Annotated in this window: 24 protein-coding genes; 6 read left to right on the forward strand and 18 right to left on the reverse strand. The window is 54.3% G+C overall.

Going from position 1 to position 23869, the window contains the following annotated elements:
* Positions 1 to 37: 37 nt before the first annotated feature.
* On the reverse strand, positions 38 to 2212 hold the full coding sequence (locus KI379_RS20445; RefSeq protein WP_089548314.1) for a methyl-accepting chemotaxis protein: 2175 nt from the start codon (positions 2210 to 2212) through the stop codon (positions 38 to 40).
* 456 nt (positions 2213 to 2668) lie between these two features.
* Here KI379_RS20445 and KI379_RS20450 point away from each other — a divergent pair, with 456 nt between their 5' ends.
* From KI379_RS20450 to KI379_RS20465, 4 genes are all read left to right on the forward strand, one after another.
* Positions 2669 to 3868 carry an MFS transporter gene (locus tag KI379_RS20450; protein ID WP_212984534.1) on the forward strand — a complete coding sequence of 400 codons (1200 nt, stop codon included), beginning with the start codon at positions 2669 to 2671 and terminating at the stop codon, positions 3866 to 3868.
* Positions 3869 to 3966: 98 nt separating this feature from the next.
* Positions 3967 to 5205, forward strand: a complete 1239-nt coding sequence (locus tag KI379_RS20455) for an aspartate aminotransferase family protein (protein ID WP_152398548.1) — start codon at positions 3967 to 3969, stop codon at positions 5203 to 5205.
* A gap of 56 nt (positions 5206 to 5261) precedes the next feature.
* The gene (locus KI379_RS20460) at positions 5262 to 6299 is read left to right on the forward strand and encodes a zinc-dependent alcohol dehydrogenase (RefSeq protein ID WP_212984535.1); all 1038 of its coding nucleotides are present in this window, start codon (positions 5262 to 5264) and stop codon (positions 6297 to 6299) included.
* 43 nt (positions 6300 to 6342) lie between these two features.
* Positions 6343 to 7068 (forward strand): HAD family hydrolase, encoded by a 726-nt coding sequence (locus tag KI379_RS20465; RefSeq protein ID WP_212984536.1) that lies wholly within the window; start codon positions 6343 to 6345, stop codon positions 7066 to 7068.
* Between the two features lie 170 nt (positions 7069 to 7238).
* Here the strand turns inward: KI379_RS20465 and KI379_RS20470 are convergent, their stop codons facing one another.
* The 11 genes from KI379_RS20470 to KI379_RS20520 all read right to left on the reverse strand — a co-directional run bounded on the left by KI379_RS20470 (position 7239) and on the right by KI379_RS20520 (position 17221).
* Positions 7239 to 7841 carry a DUF1349 domain-containing protein gene (locus tag KI379_RS20470; RefSeq protein ID WP_212984537.1) on the reverse strand — a complete coding sequence of 201 codons (603 nt, stop codon included), beginning with the start codon at positions 7839 to 7841 and terminating at the stop codon, positions 7239 to 7241.
* Positions 7842 to 8014: 173 nt separating this feature from the next.
* On the reverse strand, positions 8015 to 9082 hold the full coding sequence (mltG, locus tag KI379_RS20475; RefSeq protein WP_212984538.1) for an endolytic transglycosylase MltG: 1068 nt from the start codon (positions 9080 to 9082) through the stop codon (positions 8015 to 8017).
* A 111-nt stretch (positions 9083 to 9193) separates the two neighbouring features.
* Positions 9194 to 9505 (reverse strand): DUF1292 domain-containing protein, encoded by a 312-nt coding sequence (locus tag KI379_RS20480; RefSeq protein WP_076169647.1) that lies wholly within the window; start codon positions 9503 to 9505, stop codon positions 9194 to 9196.
* Positions 9498 to 9809, reverse strand: a complete 312-nt coding sequence (locus KI379_RS20485) for a DUF1292 domain-containing protein (protein ID WP_076169646.1) — start codon at positions 9807 to 9809, stop codon at positions 9498 to 9500. The genes KI379_RS20480 and KI379_RS20485 overlap by 8 nt, the downstream gene beginning before the upstream one ends.
* Positions 9810 to 9820: 11 nt before the next feature.
* Positions 9821 to 10237, reverse strand: coding sequence for a Holliday junction resolvase RuvX (gene ruvX / locus KI379_RS20490; RefSeq protein WP_076169645.1), 417 nt, complete (start codon positions 10235 to 10237; stop codon positions 9821 to 9823).
* Positions 10238 to 10246: 9 nt separating this feature from the next.
* Positions 10247 to 10507, reverse strand: coding sequence for an IreB family regulatory phosphoprotein (locus tag KI379_RS20495; RefSeq protein ID WP_076169644.1), 261 nt, complete (start codon positions 10505 to 10507; stop codon positions 10247 to 10249).
* A gap of 203 nt (positions 10508 to 10710) precedes the next feature.
* Positions 10711 to 13335: an alanine--tRNA ligase gene (gene alaS, locus KI379_RS20500; RefSeq protein ID WP_076169643.1), complete on the reverse strand. Its 2625-nt coding sequence runs from the start codon at positions 13333 to 13335 to the stop codon at positions 10711 to 10713.
* Positions 13336 to 13730: 395 nt separating this feature from the next.
* Positions 13731 to 14762, reverse strand: coding sequence for an AI-2E family transporter (locus KI379_RS20505; protein WP_373309599.1), 1032 nt, complete (start codon positions 14760 to 14762; stop codon positions 13731 to 13733).
* A 414-nt stretch (positions 14763 to 15176) separates the two neighbouring features.
* Positions 15177 to 15383 carry a hypothetical protein gene (locus tag KI379_RS20510; RefSeq protein WP_076169641.1) on the reverse strand — a complete coding sequence of 69 codons (207 nt, stop codon included), beginning with the start codon at positions 15381 to 15383 and terminating at the stop codon, positions 15177 to 15179.
* Positions 15384 to 15396: 13 nt separating this feature from the next.
* Complete coding sequence (locus KI379_RS20515) at positions 15397 to 15918, reverse strand: PRC-barrel domain-containing protein (protein WP_076169640.1); 522 nt, start codon at positions 15916 to 15918, stop codon at positions 15397 to 15399.
* Positions 15919 to 16078: 160 nt separating this feature from the next.
* Positions 16079 to 17221, reverse strand: coding sequence for a cysteine desulfurase family protein (locus KI379_RS20520; protein ID WP_212984539.1), 1143 nt, complete (start codon positions 17219 to 17221; stop codon positions 16079 to 16081).
* Between the two features lie 168 nt (positions 17222 to 17389).
* Between KI379_RS20520 and KI379_RS20525 the strand changes: the two genes are divergently transcribed.
* Positions 17390 to 17725 carry an AMP-dependent synthetase and ligase gene (locus KI379_RS20525; RefSeq protein ID WP_212984540.1) on the forward strand — a complete coding sequence of 112 codons (336 nt, stop codon included), beginning with the start codon at positions 17390 to 17392 and terminating at the stop codon, positions 17723 to 17725.
* Positions 17726 to 17888: 163 nt separating this feature from the next.
* Here KI379_RS20525 and cymR read toward each other — a convergent pair whose 3' ends face one another.
* Positions 17889 to 18308, reverse strand: coding sequence for a cysteine metabolism transcriptional regulator CymR (gene cymR / locus KI379_RS20530; protein WP_076169637.1), 420 nt, complete (start codon positions 18306 to 18308; stop codon positions 17889 to 17891).
* Between the two features lie 404 nt (positions 18309 to 18712).
* On the opposite strand from cymR, the gene mnmA reads away from it, so the two are divergent.
* Positions 18713 to 19837 carry a tRNA 2-thiouridine(34) synthase MnmA gene (gene mnmA, locus KI379_RS20535; protein WP_326104071.1) on the forward strand — a complete coding sequence of 375 codons (1125 nt, stop codon included), beginning with the start codon at positions 18713 to 18715 and terminating at the stop codon, positions 19835 to 19837.
* A 156-nt stretch (positions 19838 to 19993) separates the two neighbouring features.
* On the opposite strand, the gene KI379_RS20540 is transcribed toward mnmA, so the two are convergent.
* The 5 genes from KI379_RS20540 to KI379_RS20560 form a co-directional block, all read right to left on the reverse strand.
* Positions 19994 to 21298 carry a replication-associated recombination protein A gene (locus KI379_RS20540; protein WP_212984541.1) on the reverse strand — a complete coding sequence of 435 codons (1305 nt, stop codon included), beginning with the start codon at positions 21296 to 21298 and terminating at the stop codon, positions 19994 to 19996.
* Positions 21299 to 21420: 122 nt separating this feature from the next.
* Positions 21421 to 21984, reverse strand: coding sequence for a GNAT family N-acetyltransferase (locus tag KI379_RS20545; RefSeq protein WP_212984542.1), 564 nt, complete (start codon positions 21982 to 21984; stop codon positions 21421 to 21423).
* Between the two features lie 140 nt (positions 21985 to 22124).
* The gene (locus KI379_RS20550; RefSeq protein WP_212984806.1) at positions 22125 to 22439 is read right to left on the reverse strand and encodes a DUF6092 family protein; all 315 of its coding nucleotides are present in this window, start codon (positions 22437 to 22439) and stop codon (positions 22125 to 22127) included.
* The gene (locus tag KI379_RS20555; RefSeq protein WP_212984543.1) at positions 22429 to 22950 is read right to left on the reverse strand and encodes a nitroreductase family protein; all 522 of its coding nucleotides are present in this window, start codon (positions 22948 to 22950) and stop codon (positions 22429 to 22431) included. Before KI379_RS20555 ends, KI379_RS20550 begins: the two co-directional genes overlap by 11 nt.
* Before the next feature lie 19 nt (positions 22951 to 22969).
* Positions 22970 to 23830, reverse strand: a complete 861-nt coding sequence (locus KI379_RS20560; protein WP_212984544.1) for an NADPH-dependent oxidoreductase — start codon at positions 23828 to 23830, stop codon at positions 22970 to 22972.
* Between the last annotated feature and the right edge of the window lie 39 nt (positions 23831 to 23869).

The following is a 23869-nucleotide window of genomic DNA, read 5'->3' on the forward strand; positions in this document are numbered from 1 at the left end:
TTGAACATGTTCCTTATTATGCTTCCTTAAGCTTCCTTTAGTTCAGCGTAAACCGGGACAGCGATTCCTTCAGCTGTATCGATACATTTTCCAGCTTGGCGGAGAGCTCAACGAGATGATCGCCCACGCTTTGCTGCTCATTGCTGAGCGAGGCGACTTCTTCGGAGGTCGCCGAGGATTCCTCTGCGACCGCGCTGACGTTGCTCATGCCTTCCGAAAGAACGCTGTGCGAATCATGCAGCGCCGATATCGACTCGGTTACGGATTGCAGCCGCTGCGTGAAATCGCCCATCTGTTCCTGAACCGATACGAAAATTTCGTTCGTTTCCTTCACCGCAGTCATTTGGTGCTGGAACAGCGGATAAGCGTCCGACAGCGCTTCGACCGTTTCATTCATCTCGGACATAATTTGACCGGTGATCTGCCCTACCATGTCAATCGATTGTCTGGACTGGTCCGCAAGCTGGCGAATTTCGTCTGCCACGACCATGAAGCCTCGTCCGGCCGCCCCGGCACGCGCCGCTTCGATCGTTGCGTTCAGGGACAGAATATTCGTCTGCTTCGTAATATTTTGCAGCACGACCAGCACTTTGTTGACAGAGCTTGCCGTCTGCTTCAAGGCATCCACCTTGTGCATCAGCTCACGCGTCATTTCTTCCGTTTGATGCGTCTTGTCCAGCAGCTCGTTCAGCTGTTTGGTTCCGTACTGGCTGGATTGTTCAACATGCCGCGCGGCGCTGCCCATTTCCTCATTGGCCGTGATCACCAATCCCATCTGCTTGGCCATATGCTCGGTCATCTCGTTTCCGCGCTCCGCCTCGGTAGCCAGACTGCTTGCCCCGTTGGCGATTTCCTCGGTCGCAATGGCAATTTCTTTGGCCGAGATCGCCGTCTTCTTGGAAGCATCGGTCAGCTCGCCCGCCGTTTCAAGCACGAGCTGGGCCGTCGTATTTGTCTGCTGAACAAGCTTCGTAATTTGATCCACCATCAGATTGAAAGCCTGTCCCAGCTGACCGATTTCATCCTTGGACTTATGCTGCGTCCGCACGTTCAGGTTGCCCTTGGCTCCCTCCAACATCAGATCCTTCAGCTTGCTGAGCGGAGTTGCGATCATGCGGGCCATCCAGAACCCGATCAGGATGGCGACCACGATCGCTCCAACGGCCATTCCCATGGTCAAAACCAGAATTCCCTTAGCGTCCTTGACCAGCATTTCGACCGGAACGGTTCCGACCAGCCTCCAACCTGTCGTCTCGAGGGTGTTGTATACGGCAAGGATTTCATTCCCTTCGTTATCCTGCGTTTCCAGGGTCTTGGCCGGTTCTGTCTGTCCCTGCATGAACGAAAGTGTGGCTTTGGTTCCTGCTTCACTGTTCACGGTAGAGGCAACGACTTGACCGTTCGCGTCGCCAACCTGCAGCTTGCTTCCGTCACCCAGGCTGATTCCGTTGAGCTGGTTTTCGATGACGTCGGTCTTAAGCTCCACGATAATGACGTAGGCTCCGCCGCGGGACAAGCTCTGCAGCGAGCGGACCAGCTCGAAGGAAACGCTTCCATCCTTACCCTTTGAAGAAGGAACCCATGATGTCTGATTTGTTTTCTTCGCATTTTTAAACCAGTCGACTTCGCGGATCGTATTGATGTCCAGGCCGCCTGAACCGGAAGAGATGATCCGCTGCGACTCTTCGGGCGGAACCAGATAAATCGCTTTGATCGAAGAGTTGCTGTTCAGCTGGTTTGACAATTTTTTATTGATCTGATCCGTAAGCACGAAATTCTGGTATTCATCCTGCCGGTTCCGTGCCAGCTCGTCGATGACGCTCTGCATTTCCGGATCAAAAAACATCTGCATCGCCATATCTTCATACTGCTTCAGAATGATATCCAATTTTTCCTGAGTTTGCTGGATCGTCTGGCTGTTCGCCAGCGCCGTATTGTTCTTGATGGTGCTTTTGGCTTTGCTATAGGATGTTAGACCCAGGGTCAGCACGATCGCCGCTATCGCCACGAAAAAAATCAGGAACAGCTTCACGCCCACCGACTTGAACGGGTTTAAATTTTGCAGCTGTGCCCCGCTGATGCCCGGCAGGCTGGCGAACCGTGACGGCTTTTTCGGATCTCCCGGCCCTCCTGATGCTGCTGAAGCCTTCCGCTTGCTGCCGCTTCGCTCCTTTGAGCTGGAGCTATTCTGTTTCTGTTTTTCTTCCCCCATATCTTTCTTTCGAATCCATCCCACTCTCACTCACCGCCGTTTCAATTTCTTGCATTACGTCGTATGTAAGTTTAAAAAACGAATGCCTACTTTATTCTTCGACATTTTCCATCTCGAACCTTTGCTTTTTTGGCAATTTTTTTATAACTTTTTTCCTAAACCTTATAATTCTATTGAACTATGCATTGGAATGCCCATTAAAGATGATGAAACAGAGGCTGCCAGAGGCGGAAGACCTTATTATTCGACGAAAACAGTCAAGCCTCTTCTTTCTCTTTCGTATGAGAAAGGAACCATGCGGATGCTGCGTTCTCCTTCTAATTACATATTTTTTACATTTAAAATATTATTTTACAAAATAACATATTTATTTTATGGCTAATATGGTATAAATTGTATTACATCAGCTGATAGATTTGGAGATCTCCCAAAATATCGACAAAGGAGCGTGAATTCTTGCGGAGGTTGTTTGCCTTAAGCTGCGGATTTTACCTGCTGATCGGAATCACCAGCGTGGTGCTCGGCGCTATGCTTCCTGTCCTCCTGGACCATTACCATAAGGATTACGGTGACGGCGGAACGCTGCTCTTCCTGCAGTTTCTCGGTTTTCTCGCCGGAGTTACGGCTTCGCCTTTCATGGCGGCCCAGCTCGGCCGAAAGCGGATGCTTGCTGTTTCCTTGGCCTGCATCACCGCAGCCTGCATTGTCATGGGAAGCCTTCCGTCCTGGACCTGGATCATTCTGATGACCCTGCTCGTCGGTTTCGGTTCCGGCATCATTGAGTCTTCGATCGGAGCGTTTACGATTGAATTTGCCGAAGAACAGAAAGCGGTCGCCATGACCAAGCTCGATGTTTACTTCGGTCTGGGCGCGCTCCTTATTCCCGCGGCGGTCAGCCTGTTTCTTACGATGGACGCCTGGTTCCTCACCTTTTTTACGGTTGCCCTGGTATCGCTGATGCTGTTGATCCTGTGGCTGGCCATGCCGGCAGAGAGCTCCGCACGGCTGGACAAGGCGGTAACCGCTGGTTCTCCGGAGAAAAGCCGCTACCGGGGTAGATACGCCGGGCTGCTGGGTATATTCATCATCTTTTTCTTTGTATATATGGGTCTTGAGCTGGGGCTGATGAATTTTCTGCCATCCATTCTGATCGAGAAGGTGCACGTTAAAGATTCACTCGCTTCCCTTGGCGTCACTATCCTGTGGATTGCTATGGTCATCGGGCGGCTGTTCGTGGGTAGAATCGCGGAAACGGTAAGGTATATCCCGTTTTTGGTCTGGAGCACGGCGGCTACCTTCGCCTTTACGATCGGGTTCGCTCTATGGGCAAACGAATGGACGGCCTACCTGCTCGTCTTTGGAATCGGCGTCTCGATGTCCGGGCTGTTTTCCATCGCCCTCGTGTATGCCAACGTGCTCATTCCGGGAATGACGGAGACTACCACCAGCATCCTGATCGCATCCGGCGGGATCGGCGGCGCGGTGCTGCAGTATCTGATCGGCTGGTCGATGGATCAATGGTCGGCCGGAATGGCTGTCTGGATCCTTGCCGGATTCAGCTTGATCCTGCTGGCGTCCCTGATCCTGACCAAGCAGCAGCAGTCCAGGAAACATAAGCTGGGAGGCAGCCTTCTGGGGCACGGCAATGAAGGATGATGGCCCCCTTTTTGGGAAATCCGATGTCCATAAGGAAAAGTAATATTCTTATAACAACGTATTACCGAAATTAAAATTAACCTTTGGAGGGAAGACGGATGCAAACCTTAACCACAAACCGTTTCAAGTTTGGAAAAGGGATTACGTTGGTCGATGATGCAGGCACGGAGTATTTGGACGGCGTGTCCGGAACGTTCAATCTATCGCTCGGCTACAACCATCCGCATGTCGTCGAAAAGGTTCAGGAGCAGGTGGGACGCCTGACTCACATGTCCTCCACTTTTACCGAGCCGTATGTGAACGAAGTGCTGGACCAATTGACCGAGCACGCCCCGAATGGGATCGATACCGGCTGGATGCGGGATATTACCGGCTCCACGGCCAACGAATGCGCGACCAAGATTGCGCAAAAATATACGCAGGCCACCGACATCGTCAGCTTGTTTCTGTCCCATCACGGCCAAACCCAGTTTGCCACCGCCATCTCCGGCAACGCCTTCCGGCGCAAGCACTTCCCCAACTCGACCGCCGCGAACAGCGTACACGTTCCCGCTCCTTACTGCTACCGCTGTCCCTTTAACGCCTCCCGCCCGAACTGCGGTTTTCAATGCATCGAATCGATCCATGACCACCTCGAATACGCAAGCTCCGGGTCGGTGGCCTGCATCATCATCGAGCCGATCCTCGGCAACGGAGGGAATATCGTCCCACCTGAAGGATATTTCAAGCTGCTGCGCAAGCTTTGCGACGAACACGGGCTGCTTCTGATCGCCGACGAGGTTCAGACCGGAATCGGGCGGACCGGTTACATGTTCGCCAGCGAACGGTTCGACATTCAGCCGGACATGATCACCCTTGCCAAAGGCTTGGGCGGTATCGGCGTTCCGGTGGCGGCCGTACTGATGCAATCCCGCCTGGACGTGCTGGAGAAGCACGAGCATTCCTTCACCTCGGGCAGCAATCTGATATCCGTTACAGCGGCCAAGTCCACCCTGGAGGTCGTATCCGAGCCTGGATTTTTGGATGAAGTCAAACTGAAAGGCGAAATACTCGGCGACCTGCTGCATGAGCTTGAGACCAAATACGACTGCATCGGCGAAGCACGCGGAGTCGGGCTGATGTGGGGTTTGGAAATCGTGGACGAGGACGGGGCACCGGATGTCGCCAAGACCAACGCGGTCATCGATCGCGCCTTTGCCGATCAGCATCTGATCCTCCGCGGATCCAGATACGGATTCGGAAACGTGGTCAAGGTCAGACCGTCCCTGACCGTAACGACGGATGAGATCGTAACGATCGTGGAAAGACTGGACGCGGTTCTGGCCAGCGTCGGTTAACAGGTCTGCTAATGTTCGCAAAAGTCAAATATCCATATCCAAGGAGGTAATACGTGATGCAGGCATTGGTATACAAATCGGCATGGGACGTAACGCTTGAGGAACGGCCGGAGCCGTCCATTACTGAGGAACATCAGGTTCTCGTCCGCATTCGCGCCACCGGCGTGTGCGGAACCGATCTGGGCATTGTGAGCGGCAAATATCATGCGGTATCTTCCGTCATCCTGGGCCACGAATCGGCAGGAGATGTCGTTAGCGTCGGCAGGGGAGTCACCACGCTGAAGCCAGGCGACCGGGTCGTAATCGACCCGACTTATTACTGCGGGCACTGTGAGATGTGCCGAACCGGCCGGCAAAATCACTGCATCCATAAGTCTGTGACGGAAACCGGGGTCAGCGCCAACGGAACCTTTACCGATTATTACGTCACCGAAGACCGCTTTTTATATCCATTAAAAGATCATGTCAGCTACGAGGAGGCCACCCTAACGGAGCCGCTAAGCTGCATCCTGACAGGAATCAACCAAATCCGGCTCCTGCCGAATTTTCGTACGGTCGTTCTCGGCGCCGGGCCCATCGGCATTCTGTACAGCTATGCCCTGGCCTCCAAAGGCGTAACGGGAAGCATTGTGGACATCTCCAAAGAAAGGCTCGCCATCGCCGGGAGTATCGCCCCGGAACGCTGGAGAACTTACGATTCGTTCGAAACGGCCGCAGCAGAGGCTTCATCCGGCGGCGGCCAAGTGGATCTTATCGTCGATACGACCGGCGTGGTCGGAACGCAGGTGCTTCCAAGCCTGGCAAACGGCGGTTACCTCATGCTTGTCGGCTTAAGAGACGGCGTCAGCACCTTTAATCCCAAAGAGGTCGTCGACCGGAGCCTCAAAATCATCGGCTCGATCGATTCCCTGGGCACCTTTTCCACCGCCCATTACATGATCGAGCGCCAAATTATTCCCGCGCAAAAAATCATAACCCACACCTATCCCTTGGCCCGATACCGGGAAGCCTTCCAAGCCCTGGGCTGTGATCTGGACGGGCGTTCGCTGAGCCCTTCGTCCCAGGCGATCAAGGTCATTCTGCAATCGGTCTGAAGCCGTTGATCCCGAAAAATAACGACAAAGGAGCGTTAAGCTTATGACATTGCAGAATCTGGAATGGCAGGCCCCGCCGGTAAAGGCCGTTATTTTTGATATGGACGGCGTGCTCGTAAACAGCGAACCGATCTATTTTGAGATTGAGCGCAGCTCTTTCGCCCACTTCGGCGCTCCCGTAACGGAGGAGGAGCATCACGGCTACGTGGGAGTAACGCTGGAGTCCATGTGGAGGCAGGTGCTGGAGAAGCATAAGCTCTCCTTCCCGCTGGAAGAAGTGCTCGCCTATCATCAGAACAACGTGCTGGACATCATGGCTGCACACCCCGAACTGCAGCCGATTCCCCACGTAACGCCTTGGCTGGATTGGCTGCGCAGCCGTCAGGTGCCGCTTGCGGTAGCTTCTTCCTCGCCTCCGTCCCTGATCCGGCTCATCATGGAACGTACCGGACTTGGAGCCTTTTTCAGCGTGCGTCTTTCCGGGGAAGAAGTGAACTCCGGCAAACCGGCACCCGATATTTTTCTGCAGGCGGCCAAGCTGCTGGGAGCCGAGCCCTCATCATGCCTGGTCATCGAGGACTCTCGCAATGGGGTCAAGGCTGCAAAGAGCGCAGGCATGCGCTGCATCGGATACTTTAACCCCGGATCCGGCCGGCAGGATTTGTCACAGGCGGACCATGTCATCACCAGCTACCTTGAAATGGAAGCGATCAAGGACATGCTGTCCATCGAACCGCTCGCTCCAGTCCCTTTGGATTTGCAGGCATAACGCTGGCGGCTGTTTGATACGGCCCGGATTCAAGATACAACCGATTTGAAATCAACCATCAAAAGGCTGCAGCCTCCGTCCGGGTTCGGACAAGAGTCTGCAGCCTTTTTCGTCCATGAAGTCGACCTGTTCCATCGAAGGGCATGCTCAGCCGTCAGGCATGGCCGTCCTTACAACTCCGGCGGCTGTTCATGCACATCCGCATCCGGCTGGGCCGTTGCCCATCGGGTAAAAGCAACTTTGAGCCCAGCACTCGTCGGCGCGCACAAATACGGTCCCGCTTGCCATTCATCCGGAGTAAGCCGGCATACGCGGACGGTTCTCCAGTCTTCCCCTTCCGTCCGGGCTCTGATAATAACCGCATCTTTCAGACGGGACGCCCGGATCGTCACGATCTTCTCCATCCACTCCGGGACGGGCGCAAGCGACCAATCCGAATAGCCGTGGGTCACAACCGCTCCGAGATGAGGGACGCCGTCATTCATCTCGATTCCAGCTTTGATCCACTGCTGCCCATGGCTCCATAACATCAGCCCTGCCTGATCATACAAATGATCGAAGGCGGTCAAACGAAAGGTTACCTCTACCGCCTCTTCCCGATCCCATGGCAGCAGAAGCGAGTGGCCGTTGTCCCGTTCAAAACCGTACATGGTCGTTTGCCAATAGTCACTGCCCTGGCACGCTTCAACGATCAGCTCCCCGTCCTTCTCTTCATAAGCAGCCGGTTCCGTCGACCAGCGGCCGCTAGCCCACGGTATCACTTGTCTAGTCATCTTCATGCCACCCTCTCCCCAAACGAATTTTATCATTTTGAACGATTTCCATGACGAATCCACAGTACTTAAAAAGCACCCCGGACCCGGCGGAAGCGCGTGTCTCCGGCAGAGTCTGAGGTGCTTTGGTGCTCGCAGCGGCAAACGGACTTTAGTCGATCATTGCCCTGCAGCTACTGCTTTGCATTGCTGTTGCTTTTCTTGATATTGTTCAAATGCTCCTGGTACGTCTTCGCAAATAAATGCTCATGCGAGCCGTCCTTCTTGGTCACGTAATACAAGTAATCGGAGGCTTCCGGTGATAATGCGGCTTCGATCGAAGCGATGCTCGGACTGCAGATCGGTCCTGGCGGGAGCCCCGGATGCAAATACGTGTTATATGGACTGTCCACCTTCAGGTCCTTATACAGCAGCCGTTCCTTCGGCTCCTTCAAAGCGTACTGCACCGTAGCATCGATTTCCAGCTTCATCTCCTTGTGCAGACGGTTGTAGATGACACCCGCAACAAGCGGACGCTCCTTGTCGACGACGACCTCCCGTTCGACGAGCGAAGCCACCGTCAGCATCTCGTGCAATGTAAGGCCATGAGCTTTCAGCTTCTGATCCAGATCAGGGATCTGATCCAGCTTGCTCTGCATTTGCTCCAGCATTCGGGTCAGGATCTCTTCCTGCCCGGTTCCTTTTTTAAATTCGTACGTGTCCGGGAATAGGTACCCCTCCGCCTTATGCTTTAACGAAGTATCCGCGGGGATCTCCTTAAAGGCCGGTACGTCCGTCTGACCGCCGGTATCCGCCAGCTTTACGAACGCGGCCGGATCACTCTGGCTTGCTTCTCCCACCGTCTTTGCGATCTGCTCCAGCGTATAGCCTTCCGGAATCGTAATGCGGATCATCTCCGCCTTTACCACTTCGCCGCTGTTCAGCTTGGCAATCAGCTGGTCGTAGGTTACCCCCGGCTTCGCCTCATAGGTTCCCGCCTGAAAACGGGAGCCCTGGTTTTTCCATTTCAAGTAGATTTTAAAGAACATATCGTTTTTAATGAGTCCACTTTGCTTAAGAACCCCGGCAATTCGCGAAGTTCCCATCCCCTGCTCAATGGTGAACTTGACGGCATTCTGCGAAGCCTTCACCGGCTGCATGCCGTTCCAGACGTAATAGGCCCCGCCGGCAATGATCACCAAGACGATCACCAGCACTACCAGAGCCTTTTTGGCAGCTTTCAAACCGATCCAACCCTCCATAACCAAAAAAATCCCCACAAAGCAGCGCAATGCTCCGTTTCACGCATTCCGCTGTCTTTGCGGGGACTCCGGAGTTATCAATTTTGGTACTTGATCAAACCTTGTGCCCGATTAATCTTCGCTGTCCTCAGGAAAGGTCATTTCATCGTACAGCTCGCTGATATTTTCCCATTCATCGTCATCATCTATGGTGACAAGCCCAAGAGTTCCTTCAGGCGAGGAGACCACTTTCAGGATATCGAATTCTCCGCTTTGATCTCCTGGCTTTTGGAGCACAGCATAGCTCTGACCGTTGATTTCAAACTCAGCTGTAAGATCATAGACGGAAGTCGCTCCGTTCTCATCTTCCAGTTCCACAGTTGGACCAAAGGCTTCCTTCAGCTTGGAAGTCCATACGGCCTGATCTGCAGAGAAATCATTCATGTTCATTCCCTCCATCAAGTTCGGCAACCAGCGTATTGAACGTTTCCTCGACGATTTCCCACTCTTCGTCGTCCTCGATCATATACAGCTTCAGATCGTCTCCGTCCTCCTCATAGCGGAAGGCATAGACCTCGTCGGAGTCATCATCCTCGGAGTCAAGCGGAACGACCATCATATACTTGGAGTCCGAGCCGTCGACCTCGAATTTCATGATGACTTCAAACTCCTCTTCATTGCCTTCGTCATCGGGAATATAAATAATTTCCGGTTCTTCTTCTTCCATACGATTACGGTCATTAGCCATTTGTATCACCCTCACCTTTTACTCTTAGAGTCCAAATAGTTTTGCAAAATCAAGCTGGCAGCCATTTTATCCACGACCTGCCTGCGTTTCTTCCGGCTGACATCCGCTTCAAGCAGCGTCCTTTCGGCGGATACCGTCGTCAACCGCTCATCCCACAGATGAACCGGCAAGTTCAGCATGTCTCTCAGCTGATCTGCAAACGCAATGCAGATTTCGCCGCGCGGACCAATGCTGCCGTTCATGTTCTTCGGGAGGCCAACCACGATTTCTTCCACTTCCTGCTCGCGGACCAGATCCGCAATTCGCTGCATTTCCGCCCCGTCGCGGCGGCGTTCGACCACTTCAAGCCCCTGGGCGGTCCAGCCGAACATATCGCTCACGGCCACCCCGATTTTGCGGTCCCCGTAATCGAGTCCCATAATTCTCATAAAGCTCTCCTATCGGTGATTGGCTAGATAGAACCGGACCAGCTCTTCAATCAACTCATCACGCTCTTTTTTTCGAACCAGGCTTCTCGCGTTGTTCTGGCGCGGTATATAAGCGGGGTCTCCGGATATCAGGTAGCCGACGATCTGGTTGATCGGGTTATAATCCTTCTCCACCAGCGCGTCGTATACCGTCAGAAGGATATCCTTCGCGGAGGCCTCCTTCTCATCACCCTTCACGTTAAACTTGACTGTCTTATCCATGGAATCCATTTGTGACACCTCGCTTCTTCAAAAACATGTCCATGCATGTTTTGACGAATTGAATCTTTAAGGTTTCCTACTTTTTCTATCATACCATACCGGGCCGCGCCGAAGGAAATTCCACGGAAATAAAAAACAAAAATTTTACAAAGTTCCGGGTAGCCGCCGGAGTCTTTACAATGTATTGGATGCAGAAGGCAAAGATGATATGCCTAAATTCCAGATCCAACCAATTGCTCTGCCAGCTTCAAAGCGTCTTCCAGCTTGCTGGCGTCCTTGCCGCCAGCCTGGGCCATATCGGGACGTCCGCCGCCACCGCCGCCGCAGACTGCCGCGATCTCCTTCACCAGCTTGCCTGCATGAAGCCCTGACTTCACGAGCTCCTGCGGAACGGAAACGACGAAGTTCACCTTCTCGTCCATCGCTGCGCCGAGAACCAGCACGGCATTCGGGAGCTTGCCCTTCAGTTCGTCGGCAATCGAGCGCAGGGCGTCCATGCTTCCCGCATTGACGCGGACAGCGAGCAGCTCTCTTCCGTTCACCTGCTTCACCTGTTCGGTGAGCTGGCCGGCCTCGATCGTGCTCAGCTTGCTCTGAAGCGACTCGTTCTCGCGTCCCAGCTCTTTCAGTTGGCCGTGCAGCGCTTCAATCCGTCTCGGCACGTCGTGCAGATTCGATTTAAGAAGCTCTGCGGACTGCTTCAGCAGCGACAGCTGGCCTTCCAGGAATTCGTATGCCAAGCGGCCGGTTACCGCCTCGATCCGGCGTACCCCCGAGCCGATGCCGCTTTCGCTGACCAGCTTGAAGATTCCGATCTCGGACGTGTTGTTCACGTGGCATCCGCCGCACAGCTCCAAGCTGTAATCGCCGACCTGCACGACGCGGACGATGCTGCCGTACTTCTCGCCAAACAGCGCCATGGCGCCCATTGCTTTGGCTTCGTCGAGCGATTTATATTCAATTGTTACATTAGTGCCCTTCCAAATTTGTTCATTCACGCGGCGTTCGATATCCGCCAGTTCTTCCGGCGTAATGCTGCCGAAATGCGAGAAGTCGAAGCGCAGGCGCTGCGGCTCAACGAGCGATCCGGCCTGATTGACGTGGGTGCCGAGTACTTCCTTCAGCGCTTTATGAAGGAGGTGGGTCGCCGTATGGTTCTTCTCGATGTCTCTGCGTTTGTCATGATCGACCTCTGCCTTGACGGTCTCGCCGACCTTGAGCTCCCCGGCTTCCACCGTCACCTGGTGCACATGCTGTCCGTGCGGCGCCTTGAAGAGGCCTTCCACTCTGGCCGTCACCGATCCGCCGCGCAGCAGACCCTGGTCGCTGACCTGGCCGCCGCTCTCCGCATAGAACGGAGTGACGTCAAGCACCACCTGGGCGCTCTGTCCTTCCCCGGCGATGTCCACCATGGCGTCATCGACAATGATTGCCACAATTTTCGACTCGGTTACGGTGTCATTATATCCAACAAATTCACTTTTAACCGTATAATCGGACAGGACGCCGCCCTGAACCTTCATGCCGCCGCTCTCCTGACGGGCTGCACGCGCGCGGTCGCGCTGCTCCTGCATCGCTGCGTCAAATCCTTCGCGGTCAACGGTCAGCCCATGCTCAGCCGCATAGTCTTCCGTCAGGTCGAACGGGAAACCGTACGTATCGTACAGCTTGAATGCGTCGCTGCCGCCAATCTGCTTCGTGCCCTGCTCCAGCGCCTGCTTGCTGATTTCCTCGAGGATCGCCAGGCCGTCGGACAGCGTCTCATGGAAACGTTCTTCCTCCGTGGAGATCACCTTCTCGATGAATTCGCGTTTCTCCACCACGTTCGGGTAATATACGCCCATAATGTCGCCGACGGTTTCCACCAGGCTGTACAGGAACGGACGGTCAAGACCCAGCACTTTGCCGTAACGTACGGCGCGGCGCAGCAAACGGCGGATGATGTAGCCGCGTCCTTCATTTGACGGAAGCACGCCGTCGGCCACCGCAAACGTAACGGTACGCACATGGTCGGCAATGACCTTCAGCGCGACGTCGCCCTCTACGCTGGCATTGTATTTAACGCCGGCCAGCTCTGCCGTTTTTTGAATGATCGGCTGGAACAGGTCGGTATCGAAGTTGGAGTCGACGTTTTGCAAAATGGATGCAAAGCGTTCCAGGCCCGCTCCGGTATCGATGTTCTTGTTGGGAAGAGGCGTGTAGGAGCCGTCCTTGTTGTGGTTGAACTGCGAGAAAACGAGGTTCCACACTTCCAGGAAGCGTTCGTTCTCCCCGCCCGGGTACATTTCCGGATCGGACAGGTCGCCATAGGCTTCGCCGCGGTCATAGAAAATTTCCGTACAAGGACCGCAAGGGCCTTCGCCGATGTCCCAGAAGTTATCCTCCAGCTTCACGATCCGCTCGGCCGGCAGGCCAATCTTTTCGTTCCAGAGCTTAAAGGCTTCTTCGTCCTCCGGATATACCGTGACCGACAGACGCTCCGGATCGAATCCGATCCATTCCTTGCTGGTCAGAAATTCCCATGCCCATGTAATGGCCTCTTCCTTGAAATAGTCGCCGATGGAGAAGTTGCCGAGCATTTCAAAGAAGGTGTGGTGCCGGCGGGTCTTGCCTACATTTTCGATATCGTTGGTACGAATACACTTCTGCGAGTTCGTGAGCCGGGGATTTTCGGGACTGATGCGTCCGTCAAAATACGGCTTCAGCGGGGCCATACCCGCATTGATCCACAGCAGGGAAGGATCGTTATGCGGCACGAGCGAAGCGCTCGGCTCGATCTGGTGTCCCTTGCTTGCGAAAAATTCAAGCCATTTGGAACGAATTTCACTTGCTTTCATAGTAAACAGCCTCCAGCTCTCTCGTAAATTGCATGCAAATGGACGGATAAACGTAAAAAACGCCCCTGATCAGATCAGGGACGAATGAATTCGCGGTACCACCCTGGTTACCGCCTGAACGACTGCCGGGCGCCATACGCCGGCTGCCAGCTTGAATGATCAGGCGATCGCCTTGTTAAGGCCGTTAACGGGGCCAGCCGGTGAATTTGTCACACTCCGAAATCAGCTTTCCGGACAGTATCGCTTGGGGGCTCTTGCAGCCGTCACGCTTACCGTGAAGGAGCCCTTCTCTGAACAAGGAGGAACTGCCGTACTTCATTTCATCGCCGTTTTGTCCATTTTTGCGTAGTATTGTCTGAATTATATCCGATAGCGCGGACGCTTGTCAAACCGCTCTACGTCGTCTTCCGCTTGACGTAATAGGCAAAGAAGTGCTGGATGATGACCTTGAGCACCGCGAATAAAGGCACTGCCAAAATGAGTCCGACGATCCCTGCGATCTCCCCGCCGACCAGAAGGGCAAAAATAATCAGCATCGGGTGAAGATGCAGCTTCTTCCCCACGACCTGGGGCGATACGATATTGCTCTCCAGGAGCTGGCACAGCCAGTTCACGATGATGACCATCAGCACCATTTTCCAAGATATCGTCGAAGCCATGACCACCGCAGGCGCCGCGCCCAGGAACGGGCCCAGGTAGGGCACGATGTTGAATACCGCAACGATGCTCGCCATCAGCAGGGCATACGGCATGCCGACGATCATATATCCGATATAGGCCAGAATGCCGACGATGAGACACACCAGGAACTGCCCGCGGACATAATTCCCGAGCGCCTCATCGATCTCCTTCAGCAATCTGACGGAAGCCTTGCGCCGGGTGCGCGGCAGCAGCGATACGACCGCCCGCTCAAAAACGTCGAAGTCCTTTAATATGTAGAAAATCAAAAACGGGATGATGAAAATGTTCAGCACGATGTTAATGGTACTGCCGATATGGTCCATGAAATTGGAGATGCCTTTGGCCAGCCGGTCCTCCCACTGCAGCAGCCACTGATCCACCCCCTCCTTGATTCCCACCGGAACCCCCCGATTATCCAGGTTGTTCATGATGTTCTGGGCATGCATCGTCATCTCCGGCAAATGCTCATTCAGTTCCTCCATCTGCTCGATCAGCATCGGGATCAGATTGATCAGAATCACCGCAAGGCAGGTCAGAAAGACGGCGTAAATGAGCAGCACGGCGATTCCCCTCGGCATTTTCCGCGCGGCCAGCATGCATACGACCGGATTGAGCACATAGGAAATGATCATCGCCACGACAAAGGGGGCTAGGATCGCTTTCAGAAATTGATAGATATTCATGAACATCGGCCGCAGCAGCCAAACGAAATACAGAATAATCAGACCAAGCAGGACCCAAATCATCCCCCGGAACCATTTATTGGCCGTCAGTTTATCCACCTTGTCTCCTCCTTCCGGACGTGCTGTCAAGTTAGTATATGTCCCGAAATTCGAATTTAACCTATTGGCGGCCACGGGAGGAGAACTATGAGTAAAACGCAAAGAAACCCGGATACCTGATTCTGCCGTGCAGGCAAAAACGGGTACGGGTTTCCAAGATGACGGCAATAAGACCGTGTATGGTACTTCCGCTGTGGGTGCTATGTAACCAATAATAGGATTGAAGCTGCCGGGTGAATCCCCCTTGCGGGCCGTAGCCAAGTGAAGACAAACCACAATTAGCGGAAGGGGCGGCTCCATTACGCAGCATAAATCAGAAAAATATTCGTTAGGACCCGAAGGTCTGCGGAAATGTTCTGACCGGTACATGCATATTGTTTAAGAGGAAGCGTGCAGATGAGGAAAATCCTGAGGAATCTCCTCAAAGAACAAATCGTCCAGCGAGCTGAGCGTACCGTCCTCTTCTACCTGGTATACGGACATTTTCTCCCCGTTCACCGTCAGTTCGATAAAGCAGCCCCAGCAGTAAAATTGGTGGGAACCGATTTTTCCTATATCTTTGGAATTGCAGTTAGGACATCTCATATTCATTGATCACCTATCCGTTAACAGAATTAATGGCTTTTTCCAAACGCTGTTCGCTCATAGGCGGAACCATGACCGCATTCTCCCCTATGGACATTTCCGTGGTGCAAGGCAGCCATTTCCGCCCTTCAATCAAATCCGAAACAAATCCGTCGCTTATTTCGAGACCTAATATTGTATTTCCCATTTCCTGGTCAAAATAAACGTCCGTCACTTTACCGAGCATCGTACCGTCCTCAGTAAGTACGTCCAGATCCTTTAATTTATTTTTACCCAAAAGATAGGTGTATTGTATGTCGTCGGCATCCGTCTTGCGAACAGCCTGTTTATTACGAATCATCACAGCATCTTCGCCATAAGCAACGACGTCCTCCCAGGACACCGTCTTCGCTGTGTTGGAGAACAACCCTTTGCCTTCCAGCTCAAGGCCTTGAATTTTCCAATCTTCGGTGATGATAATATCGTATATTTTGCCGATCTCCTTGCCTTCTTCCACATCAAATACGGCAAGTCCGATCATCTCTTGGAATTTCATGGCCAGGATCCCACCTTACCCTCTTCAAAATTGAAACGAACCCCTTCACGTTACCACCGAAGTCAGTCAATCCAATGCGGCACGCTCAGGTCGATTTGTCTCGCGAACGGTATGGAGCACTCATCCCTCCCTCTCCATCCATGGAGAATCCCTACCTTTCTTACGTAAGACGACGCAGAATGGTTTCAATTTTTTGGGCTGTGTACTCCATATCTTCAGTAGTATTACCCAAACCAAAGCTGAATCGAATCGCCGAACGCAAAACATTTTGAGGCAACTGCATGGCCTCCAGCACATGGGACAGCTCCAGCGAGCCTGAAGTGCATGCCGAACCGCTGGCCGCGGCGATGCCCTCCATGTCGAGATTCATCAGAAGCGTCTCCGTATCTGTCTGCGGGAAGCTGATGTTCACGATGTGGGGAAGGCATTCCTCTTGGTGGCCGTTGATTACAAAAGCGTCCCTGCCGATCTTCTGCTCCAGCGTGCTGATCAAGGCCCGGCGCAAACGAAGATCATGCTTTCTTCGCTGCTCCATCTGGCGGGAAGCAATCTCCACGGCTTTGCCGAAGCCGGCGATTCCGGCCATATTTTCTGTTCCGGCGCGCCGCTTTTTCTCTTGGAGTCCGCCGTGAAGGCGCGGTGCGATGACCAGTCCTTTGCGGACGTACAGCGCTCCTACACCTTGAGGTCCGTTGATTTTGTGCGCGGAAAAGCTCATCATGTCGACCGGAAGCTCATGGCAGTTGATGGGCAGCGCTCCAAGAGCCTGAACGGCGTCCACATGAAAAAGAATGTCTCTGCTTCGGGCGATTCTCCCGATTTCTTCAATCGGCTGAATCGTTCCTACCTCGTTGTTCGCATACATGATGCTGATCAGAATCGTATCCTCCGACAATGCCGCCTCCAGATCCTCGGGCCGAACCCGTCCGGTGTGGTCTACCGGCAGGTAAGTGACACGGAATCCTTCCTTTTCCAGCTCTTCGCAGGCGTGAAGCACAGCATGATGCTCGATGGACGACGTAATGATGTGGTTCCCCTTAGACCTGCGCATGGAGGCTGCGCCGAATAAAGCGAGGTTGTCGCTTTCCGTTCCCCCGGCGGTAAAGACGATCTCATCGGGCAGGCAGCCGAGAAACTTGGCGATCCGGTCCCTTGCCCCGCTGACGGTGCGCTTGGCCGCACGGCCGAATGCGTGAACGCTGGAGGCGTTACCGTATTGTCCGGTCATGACGCGCATCATTTCTTCCGCCACTTCCGGATGTACCGGAGTGGAAGCCGCATGGTCCAAATAGATTGATTTCATGATTACACCACCTTGGTCTTGTGTAGTATTTCGCTTATGATGTCCAGTGAAATTGTTGTATTCAAGTCAGGAATTTGGAGCCTGTTCATACAGGGTTTGGCTCGGATAGAACGGTTTCCGGGTAGTCATAATATGTCGGTAATCCAATCCCGATATGGAGGTCATGACATGAACCCGTATTCCCAATCCCAGCAAATCAACCAAATCATTCATCAGCTGACGCAGCAAACCCAACAAGCTTCTATGACTTACCAGCAAATGCTGAAGCAGGAGCAGCAAAATGCGATGCAGCTGGAGCAGCTCGCTCAGCGTGAGCAGCAAACGTCGCAAATGATTCAATCCGCCCTTCAAGGCCACCAGCGCGCCATTCAACAGCTGCAGCAAATCTCCAGCCTGGCCCAGCAAATGGTGAGCTCCGTTTCCCAGCCGGTATCGGGATATATGGAAACGCAGCAGCCGCAAGGCTTCCAAACGGGGTTCAACAACCAGTTCCGTCAACAGTAACAACCGGAAACAGACTCGCCGAAGCGGGTCTGTTTTTAATTTGGAAAACATTTACTTACAAAACTTTGGAAGTTGACTATCCCAACAGAAGGTACACCTGGAAGGTACGCCGTTTGCAAAGCCGAATGCCACTCGCAAGGGGCGAGTGGCTGCAGCTTGTAGTCTAGATGTAGAACATATAGTTCTCGGACGTCTCTTTCTCCTGGTAGGAAATCAGGTCGGCAAGCGTCGTCGAATCCAGCACGTTGGCGATTCCGTCACGGATCCGCAGCCAAAGATTACGTTTGGCCGGATCATCCTCTTCTGTAAAATCGACCGGCGAAATCGGCCCCTCGAGCACGCGAATGACATCACCGGCTGTAATCTCGGAAGCTTCACGCGATAAGATGTAACCGCCGTAAGCCCCGCGGATGCTCTTAACGAGTCCGGCGTTCCGGAGCGGAGCGATCAGCTGCTCCAGATAGTGCTCGGAAAGTTGGTTTTTCTCGGCAATGCTCTTCAGGGATGTCGGCCCTTCGCCGTATTTGGCGGCAAGCTCCATCATGATTGTCAAGCCGTAACGGCCTTTTGTCGATATTTTCAAAGGTGGCACCTCTCTCAAGTAAAATTCATGGTATCTATATAGAATGAACTCAAAATCTTCATGTTGATGGGCTTGGATAAGCCTATGACAACAGGGGGTTCAAATTTCGAAACTTGAGTTGCATCTATTTAGCTCTTCCTCATGTATCGTTATCAATGGCTTTGGTTCAGCATGTCGGTGAGTTAATCCAAGAGAATACAGCTTATGTAAGCTTTTCCATATCTGCGTATTCCGATCATTTCCCTAGCCTATGTTAACATATTCGGCTCCGTTTTGGTTTAAAAAACAATGACAAAACAAAGAAATGTTCGCGTCCGGTGGACAACCTATGTGGTGTGATCTGTGGACAAATGTGTTAAAATAGAGGCTATGGGCACAATCTCATATGAAAATGGTGATGACTTTTGTCTACAGATAATCAAAATATACGTGTCGTCGTCGGAATGTCCGGCGGTGTCGACTCATCCGTCACCGCGCTGCTTCTGAAGCAGCAGGGCTACGACGTCATCGGCATTTTTATGAAAAACTGGGATGACACCGATGAATTCGGCAACTGCACCGCGGAAGACGACGCCGAGGACGTCCGCCGCGTCTGCGAGCAGATCGGCATTCCTTATTACACGGTGAACTTCGAAAAGGAATATTACGATAAAGTATTTTCCTATTTTCTCGATGAATATAAGTTGGGCCGCACACCAAATCCCGATGTCATGTGCAACCGCGAGATTAAATTCGGCGAATTTCTGACGAAAGCGCTGAATCTGGGCGCCCAATATGTAGCCACCGGCCATTATGCCCGCGTTGTCGAGCAGGACGGCGTCTATACGCTGCTGCGCGGCGTGGACAGCAACAAGGATCAGACCTACTTCCTGAACGCGCTCAATCAGCAGCAGCTGTCGAAGGCGATGTTCCCGATCGGACATCTGCCTAAGCCTGAGGTCCGCCGAATTGCGGAGGAAGCCGGGCTCTACACCGCCAAGAAAAAGGACAGCACCGGGGTATGCTTTATCGGAGAACGCAATTTCAAAGAGTTCCTGAGCCAATACCTGCCTGCCCAATCCGGCCAAATGGTCGATATCGCCACCGGCGAAGTCAAAGGCCGCCATGACGGCCTCATGTACTACACGCTCGGACAGCGCCAAGGCCTTGGTATCGGCGGTTCCGGCTCTGGTGAACCATGGTTCGTCGCCGACAAGGATTTGGAGAAGAACATTTTGTACGTCGTGCAGGGGGATCAGCATCCCAGCCTGTACTCTACCGGACTCATCGCTTCAGGCGTGAACTGGATCGCGGGACAAGGGGCCGTGCCCAAAGAGCCCTTCCAATGTACCGCCAAGTTCCGCTACCGTCAGCCCGACCAGAAGGTTACACTGGAATGGCTGCCGGACGGCAGCGTCCACGTTGCGTTTGCCGAGAAGCAAAAGGCCATTACACCCGGCCAAGCCGTCGTGTTCTACCAGGACGATGTGTGCCTGGGCGGTGGAACGATCGACAAGGTGGAAAAAGTTCAATACGAAGCTGCCATCTAAACGCAAAGCATATGTGCAAACCGCCGGCTCTTTCGAGGGCCGGCGTTTTTTTTGCATGCCGTCCTTAAAGATTCTCCCCGCCAGCATTATTATCCTGCTGTCATTGCAAAACTAATCCCCAATCGAAGGATGTTCCCAGGCACCTGCAGTCTAAGACTAATCCTTCCGAAGCTGCTGGTTATGCCGGATTTTTGCCTCGTTGCCCTGCTCCGACGCTTCATAGAATACCCGGCCGGCGATTTCCTTCGGCAGGTAGTCCTGCTTCACATAATGGCCGGGATAATTATGCGGGTACTTGTACCCTTCATGGCCCAGCTTGACGGCGCCCTTATAGTGCGTATCCCGCAAGTGAAGCGGCACTTCCGCGGATTTGATCTCGTCCATAGCGGACATCGCATTCGAAATCGCCGTATAGACCCTGTTGGATTTCGGGCTCTCCACTGCAAACAGGATCGCCTGCGCAATGTTCAGCTTCGCCTCCGGCCAGCCGTTGTTCCGGTAAGCGTCCAGCGCGCTGACGGCCTGAACCATCGCCTGTGGGTTGGCCAGTCCGATATCCTCGCTGCTGGCGGCAATCAGCCGGCGGATGAACACCATCGGGTCCATGCCCAGCTTCTCCACCGCGTAGAGGAACCAGAACAGCGCGGCATCGCTTGAGCCGCGGATGCTCTTATGAAACGCCGAAAGCACGTCATACTGGGTCGACTCGTCCGCACGCACGATCGGCCGGCGGATGGACTCCTCCGCCACTTCGAGCGTGATATGGACGGATCCGTCCGCCTCAGGAGGCGTCGTCAATGCCGCCAATTCCAGCGCATTCAGCGCGCGCCGGATATCCCCGTTCGCCATCGTCGCAATATGATCGAGAGCTTCCTCATCGACCTTCAACTTCATAAAGCCGAGCCCTTTGTCCGGATCCTGCAGCGCCCGCTTCATCGCCAGCATGGAATGCTCCTTAGTAAGCGGATGAAGCTGGAACAGCGTCGAGCGGCTCATCAAGGCGCCGTTCACATAATGGAACGGGTTCTCCGTCGTCGCTCCGATAAAAATAATCGTCCCCTTCTCCACCGCAGGCAGCAGCGCGTCCTGGCGCGAGCTGTTAAAACGGTGCACCTCGTCCAGAAAGAGGATCGTTTTCGTTCCGTACATCGATTTATTGGTCTGGGCCTGGTCAATCACCTCGCGGACATCCTTGACGGAAGCGTCTACCGCGTTCAGCCGGACGAAGTCCGCCTGCGTATGCTGCGAAATAATATGGGCGAGCGTCGTCTTGCCGCATCCCGGAGGCCCGTACAGGAGGATGGAGGATACCTGGTCGGCTTCGATCGCCCGGCGAAGCAGCTTGCCTGGACCCACGATATGCTCCTGCCCGATATATTCATCCAGCGTGGTCGGCCGCATCCGGTCGGCCAAGAGCCGTGCGCCCGGATTCGCGTCCTGCTGGAAAGAGAATAAGTCCATTCGATTCACGTCCTTGAAAGTCTAAAATGCTTGTCCCTGCGGACCAAAGCTGTTCTTCTATCATACCATACCCGGCCGGGAGAGTTCATTCCCATCTGTTTCCGGGCGAACAGGAGGTGCGCTCATGATTTGCTCGGACGGCGGTAGGCCTTTTCGTGAAAGCGCAGGATCGACTGAAACAGCTCCTCGCCGCCGTCATGCGATTCGACGGGATGCTCGGGATCAAGGCTGAGGTACATCGCCCGGTACGTTTCAGGCACCCAAATGTACGAATGCACGTAGGCCGTCGGCGTAAAACCGGCCTTTTTCCAAAAGGCGATTCTGCCGGTGTTTTCTTCCGACGGATCGGCTTCCGCTTCGATGACGATGCCTCTGAAGCCTCTTCTGCCGGCCCATTCACGCAAATCCCGTAGGCAGGCAAGTCCGGCCCCTTGTCCCCTTAAACTTCCCCGTACCGCAATATAATCGATGACCAGCAGGTTTTCCTTGGCATCCGTTCCCGTCAGGGCCATGGCCGCTGCGGTTTGGCCTTCGCTCCAGACATGCAGTGCACACAGTCCCCTTTCAAACATGCGCATGATGATCGCTATCGTTTTCCGCCCATGCTCCGGAAAAGCCTCCTCATAAATCGGCTCCGCCTGCTGCCACATCGCTTCGTCCCAATGTTCCGTCACCTGATGCTGCATCGTTCGTTGTTCTCCTTCTTTGTAGAAAATGGATGGTTATGCCTTTATTATAATGGCCCGCATGACGAAAAACACCGCAGAGCCGGCCAGCCGGACTGCGGTGTAATATTAACAATGGCTCTCGTCATTGCGGCGAGCTGCTAAGCTTCGGGCTCCACTTCAAGCGTCGCTTGAACCAACACGGCGATCGCCCGGTCCAAGGCTTCGGCAAAGCCTTCAGGGTCCGTCATCGCCACCGGCCGGGATTCGCGGACAGCAGCCATGGCTTGCTCCACCGTCTCGTCCCGGATTCCGGCGGCTTGCAGCAGCTCCAGCCCCTTCTCCAGCGTATCCGCGAGCCGCATCGGGCCGTAGGACTGGGGCTCACGGTAGAGGGCGCGGGCGCTGGTCAGCACATAGGCCGCAAAATCCAGCATTCGCTCCCGCATATCCCCTGCGCCCAGGTTAGTTTCCATAGCGTTCAAATGAAATCATCTCCTTCGGCGGCTTGGACGTTTTCGGACGCGGCGGCTTGTCGGCGTAGCCGAGGCTGATCAGCAGCTCGGGCTTCACTTCCTCCGGCAAACCGGTAATGGCCGCAATGGACGGTGCGTGAAACGACCGGACCGGACAGCTGGACGCGCCGAGCGATTGAGCGGTGAGCATGATCGCGGAAGCGGCGACCCCCAAATTAATGAACCGCAGCGTGTCGGCACTGTCTGCTCCGCCCCGTGCCAGCGCCTCCTGATGATTGCTGCAGAGGACGACCACCGCTGCCGGCTGCCCCGACAGCCCCTGCGCAAACCGCTTGATATGCCGGATCCGCACCTCGTCCTGAACGATCACAAAATGCGATTCCTGCGCATTGCTTGCCGACGGGCTGTGAAGAATGGCTTCCTCGATCGCCTCCACGATATGCGGCTCAAGCTGCTGGTCGGTAAAAGAACGCGCGCTGCGCCTTGCCTTGATGGTTTCCAGTACATCCATGGTGTTATCCCCCTCTCGCCTAACGCAAGGAAAATCCTCTCCGCATCAAAACTTCCCGTAAATTCTCTCTTAAGCTTGCCGATGCCGCGATCGTCTCCGGTCGCGTGCAGCGTCTGGCCGTGTGCTCACACCAGCCATAATCCGATCCTTCCTTCTCCGGTTCGCCGGCAATCGAGACCCGGCGGCCGTCATACGATCGGCGTGATATCATTTGCTCATCGTACGCCTTCAGCCCTTTGTCCAATGCGGCGGCCGAATACCGTTCTTCATGAACCGTAACGCTCCGCGGCAGACGGGGCTTCACCCCTCTGCGCACCCCTTCACGCTCCCGACCGACCGCAAGGCCGACGACGGCAAACATCCCCTCGGGAAGGCCAAGCTCAAGCGCCAGCTCCTCCGGATGGTTGCGGACAGACCCGACCGGGACGGCGCCATAACCGAGCGCTTCGGCAGCGACCAGGGCGTTCTGCATCGCCAGTGCGGCATCGACGGAAGACAGCAGGAACATTTCAAGCGTGTCCGCCTTAAAGTCGTAGCCCTGCCGCTGCGTTACATATTTCAGTCGATGAATGTCCGCGCAGAAAACCAGCATCACCGGCGCTTCCTGGATAAAACCCTGGTGGCCGGACAGTGCCGAAATTCGCGATTTCCGGTCCGCGTCCCGGACAACGATGATGCTGTAAGCCTGCAGGTTGGAGGAAGTAGGTGCGCTTCTGGCGGACGTCAGGATCGCTTCGAGCGCGGCCGGCGGCACCTCCTCCGGCGTAAAGCCCCGGACGGACTCATGGCTGGTCAGAACCTGGATCGTCCCGTTCAGGTGCGTTTCGTCCGTCACGCTTCCCTCCAGCTCGAAGCGGTTTCGTATCATGTTCCGTCCCATGTCTCTCCCCCTCAAGCAATAGGCATTCAACTAGAACAT

Source organism: Paenibacillus cineris, assembly GCF_018333335.1.
In the GTDB taxonomy this organism is placed as follows: domain Bacteria; phylum Bacillota; class Bacilli; order Paenibacillales; family Paenibacillaceae; genus Paenibacillus_AQ; species Paenibacillus_AQ favisporus.